The organism is Pseudoalteromonas sp. TB51 (assembly GCF_000498055.1).
GTDB classification, from domain to species: domain Bacteria; phylum Pseudomonadota; class Gammaproteobacteria; order Enterobacterales; family Alteromonadaceae; genus Pseudoalteromonas; species Pseudoalteromonas atlantica.
The window spans coordinates 1-4,216 of sequence record NZ_AUTO01000182.1; the positions used below are offsets into that span (position 1 = coordinate 1).

Here is a 4,216-nt window from a genome sequence, read left to right on the forward strand (position 1 = left end):
TGGCTCGTGCATTTAGAACGGGCGATGAAAGCAATGGCGTACCATCGTCTTTACGGGTTGAGTCAGTTAAACAAGAAATACAACAAGGCGATTTTTTACTCCCTGCTATGCAAGGGCAAATGTTACCAGCGTACTTTAATATGCATCGTCCTAAGCAAAGTGTATCCGGCAGTGTTATTGACTCGCCGCGCCAAGTAAGAGAATTCAGCACAATGGATGTAGTGGTGCTAAACTTAGGTGCTGAGCAACAAATTGAAGTTGGTCATATCCTCGATTTAGAACGCCAATCACCCACCGTTATTGATGGCCCTCGAGGACCGCGTTATCCAGAGGATTCGAGCAAATTTGAAAAGCTTTTATCTGATGCAGGTGAATTATTTGGCAGCGAGCCAGATGAAGACACCACAACATGGACAATGCCACACGAAAAAGTGGGTGAGTTAATTGTATTTAAAGTGTATGACAAAGTGAGTTATGCATTAATAACAAAAAATCAGCACCCAATTCGCGTTGGAGATAGTGTAGTAATTCATTAAGTTGTAGCGAGTCGGTGCTCTAGGAGAGAGCATGGAGCAGTCATCTGGCAAGCTAGCCCACTGGCTTGCCTTTTATATGTGTAAAGGCTTAGGTATTAAAACACTGTTAGCCTTATCACATACTCACCCCCTCGAATCATTATTTGATTTAAACCAAAGTGAATTACAACAGCTTGGCCTTACCCAAAACCAAGCCTGCAACTTACTCAATACCAATTGGCAGCAAGTAAACCATTACGAGCAACAAATACAGCAGCTTAATATTACAGTGGTGTGTATTTTTGATGCGCTATACCCAAACGAGCTAAAACACATAGCCAGTGCCCCTTTACTGTTATTTTGTAAAGGCGATATATCGCTATTATCTAGCCCGCAAGTGGCTATTGTTGGCAGTAGAAACGCGACCCCTACGGGGCTTGAAATAGCTTCGGAGCTTGCTTATCAGCTTACTTTAGCCGGTATTACTGTTACCTCGGGCATGGCGCGGGGTATTGATGGTGCCGCGCACAAAGGTGCATTGGCCAATAATGGCAAAACAATTGGTGTATTAGGGACTGGGGTTGATATTTACTACCCCAAACGCCATAAATTATTAACAGACCAAGTATTAGAGCATGGCTTATTAATAAGCGAGTTTTTACCGGGTACCGCTGCTAATGCGCATAACTTTCCACGCAGAAACCGTATTATATCTGGGCTGTCTTTAGGCGTGGTTATTGTAGAGGCTGAAATTAAAAGCGGTTCATTGATCACGGTACGTTACGCTATTGAACAAAATAAAGAAGTGTTTGCAGTACCAGGCTCTATTAAAAACCCATTATCGCAAGCGAGTCACTTTTTAATAAAGCAGGGCGCTAAGTTAGTCGAAAATGTAACAGATATTTTAGATGAGGTGAGCTTTTCTTATCAAAGCGGTCTATATAATAAAGAGGAGCCTGTAAACAAACAGTCACAGTGTGAGGTGTTAAATAGTATAGGGTATGAGGTAACCAGTGTTGATGAAATTGTACGTCGCGCCAAGTGGCCAATTGATAAAGTGCTGGCAAGGTTGCTCGATTTAGAGTTAGACGACGAAATAGAGCGAGTGTTAGACGGGTATATAAAGCTAAGCACAGGAAGGTAATATGTTTGATATTCTCATGTATCTTTTTGAAAACTACATTCACAGTGAAGCCGATATTTATATTGAAGAAAACGAGCTTACCGATGAATTACTTCGCGCGGGCTTTAATAAGACCGAAATTTATAAAGCGTTAAATTGGCTTGAACAATTGGCCGATTTACAACGCAGCGACGAGTCGCCCTACTTAATTACAAAGCCTCACCAAGCAATGCGCATTTTTACCGATAGCGAATGCAAAATGTTAAACGTTGAATGCCGTGGCTTTTTGATGTTTTTAGAGCAAATAAGGGTGGTTAACAGTGTAACCCGTGAAATGGTTATGGACCGCCTTGCCGCATTAGATAAACCCTATATTTCGCTCGACGACTTAAAGTGGGTGGTGCTTATGGTGTTATTTAACGTACCTGGCTCAGAAGAGGCTTACGAGCAGATGGAAGACCTTATATTTGACGAACCCACCGAACTTCTACATTAAAATTGTATGCCAAACCACTTAAACATATATGCACAGCTTGTATCTTTAAGTGGTTTGGGTATATTAGGCGAAAATTCAGCAACCCATTAGGAACCTCATGAGTAAAATCGACCATTCGCTTTTCTCGGCGGATAAACACGCCTTAGAAAAAGAATACGAAGTCTGCCCGCAATGTGGTTCTGAATTAGTGATCCGTAACTCTAAAACAGGTCCTTTTTTGGGTTGTGCGAGTTACCCTAAATGCGACTTTATTCGCCCATTAGCGCATCACGACAGCAACGAAATAAAGGTGCTTGAAGATTCAGCCTGCCCACAGTGCACAAAACCGCTGGTGGTTAAAAACGGCCGTTATGGTATGTTTATTGGGTGTACAGGGTACCCTGAGTGTCATTATATCGCCCACGATGACGAACCTAATAATAACGATGATGTATTACCTGGGTGTCCTAAATGCAAAAAAGGGCAGCTAGTTGCACGCAGCAATAAATTTGGTAAAACGTTTTACTCATGCGATTGTTACCCAAGCTGTAAATATACTCTAAATAACAAACCCATAGCCAAGCCATGCCCTAAGTGCGATTGGCCGCTTGTTATTGAGAAAAAAATGGCCAATGGTACTGTGCTACAGTGCCCACAAAAAAGTTGCCTGCATAAACTTACCACTACTGATTAATATAAATTTCTGGAGCATATTTTGTCAGACCTTTCTACATTGCCTACGGCTATATCTTGCTTAGAGCAAGGTGAAGTTATTTTATATCCTACTGAAGCTGTCTATGGCTTAGGGTGTGATCCAGATAATCAGCAAGCTGTTGAGAAGTTGCTAGAAATAAAACAGCGCCCCGTTGAAAAGGGCCTTATTTTAATCGCCGATAACTACGGCCAGTTATTAAAGTATGTTGACGATGTAAAGCTGCCAATGGACAAACGCGCTGATATTTTTTCTAGTTGGCCCGGTGCTATTACTTGGGTAATGCCTGCAGCTAAAAATACGCCTAAATGGTTAACAGGGCAGTTTGATACGATTGCCGTACGGGTTACTGATCATCCAAGTGTTAAGCGCTTATGCCAGCAATTAGGCAAGCCTCTTGTCTCTACTAGTGCTAATTTAACCGGACAGCCTACGGTAACAAGTATTGAACAAGCCAAGCAGCAATTTGCAGATAAGGTAGGCTGTTACATTGATGAGCCCTTAGGGGGCAACACGCAGCCAAGCACAATTAAAGATGCCATGACCGGCAAAGTATTTAGAGGTTAATATGCAAAGCGAATTATTAGAACAAGTAAAAGCGTATTTTATGGCTTTGCAAGACACCATTTGCCAGGGCTTAGAGCAGGCCGATGGCAGTGCAAAATTTGTAGAAGATAGCTGGCAACGTGCCGAAGGTGGTGGCGGGCGTACACGTGTTACCACTAACGGTAATGTAATAGAGCAAGGCGGCGTTAACTACTCGCATGTGTTTGGTGCATCTATGCCGGGCTCTGCGACCGCTCATAGACCAGAGCTTGCAGGGCGAAGCTTTCATGCATGTGGTGTTTCATTAGTTATTCATCCAAAAAACCCACATGTTCCTACAAGTCATGCCAATGTACGCTTTTTTATAGCTGAAAAAGAAGGCGAAGAGCCTATTTGGTGGTTTGGCGGAGGGTTTGACTTAACGCCTTTTTACCCCGTTTTTGAAGATGTACAGCATTGGCACCAAGTCGCACACGACATTTGTGCACCATTTGGTGAACAAGTGTATCCAAAATACAAAACGTGGTGTGATGAATATTTTTACCTAAAACATCGCGACGAAACACGCGGTGTAGGCGGCTTATTTTTTGATGACTTAAACGAGCTAGGGTTTGAGCAGAGCTTTGCATTTATGCAATCGGTTGGTAATGGCTTTTTAGATGCGTACTTGCCTATTATTGAGCGTCGTAAAAATGACGAATACACGCAACAGCAGCGCGACTTTCAATTGTATCGCCGCGGTCGTTACGTAGAATTTAACCTTGTGTGGGATAGAGGCACTTTATTTGGCTTACAAAGCGGTGGGCGCACAGAGTCTATATTAATGTCGATGCCGCCACTGGCGC

Annotated in this window: 5 protein-coding genes and 1 pseudogene; all 6 read left to right on the forward strand. The window is 42.8% G+C overall.

Annotation, left to right across the window (positions count from 1 at the left end):
• Window positions 1-536: pseudogene (locus L650_RS0109865) on the forward strand (peptidoglycan-binding protein); the annotation flags it as partial.
• 31 nt (window positions 537-567) lie between these two features.
• Entirely contained in the window at window positions 568-1,659 is a 1,092-nt protein-coding gene (gene dprA, locus L650_RS0109870; RefSeq protein WP_029773003.1) for a DNA-processing protein DprA, read from the forward strand.
• Window position 1,660: 1 nt separating this feature from the next.
• Entirely contained in the window at window positions 1,661-2,134 is a 474-nt protein-coding gene (locus L650_RS0109875; protein ID WP_029773004.1) for a DUF494 family protein, read from the forward strand.
• A gap of 97 nt (window positions 2,135-2,231) precedes the next feature.
• Window positions 2,232-2,807 (forward strand): type I DNA topoisomerase, encoded by a 576-nt coding sequence (locus tag L650_RS0109880; protein ID WP_024032146.1) that lies wholly within the window; start codon window positions 2,232-2,234, stop codon window positions 2,805-2,807.
• A gap of 21 nt (window positions 2,808-2,828) precedes the next feature.
• Complete coding sequence (locus L650_RS0109885; protein WP_004588032.1) at window positions 2,829-3,392, forward strand: L-threonylcarbamoyladenylate synthase; 564 nt, start codon at window positions 2,829-2,831, stop codon at window positions 3,390-3,392.
• Between the two features lies 1 nt (window position 3,393).
• The coding region (gene hemF, locus L650_RS0109890; protein ID WP_029773005.1) for an oxygen-dependent coproporphyrinogen oxidase at window positions 3,394-4,216 on the forward strand (823 nt) is incomplete at its 3' end.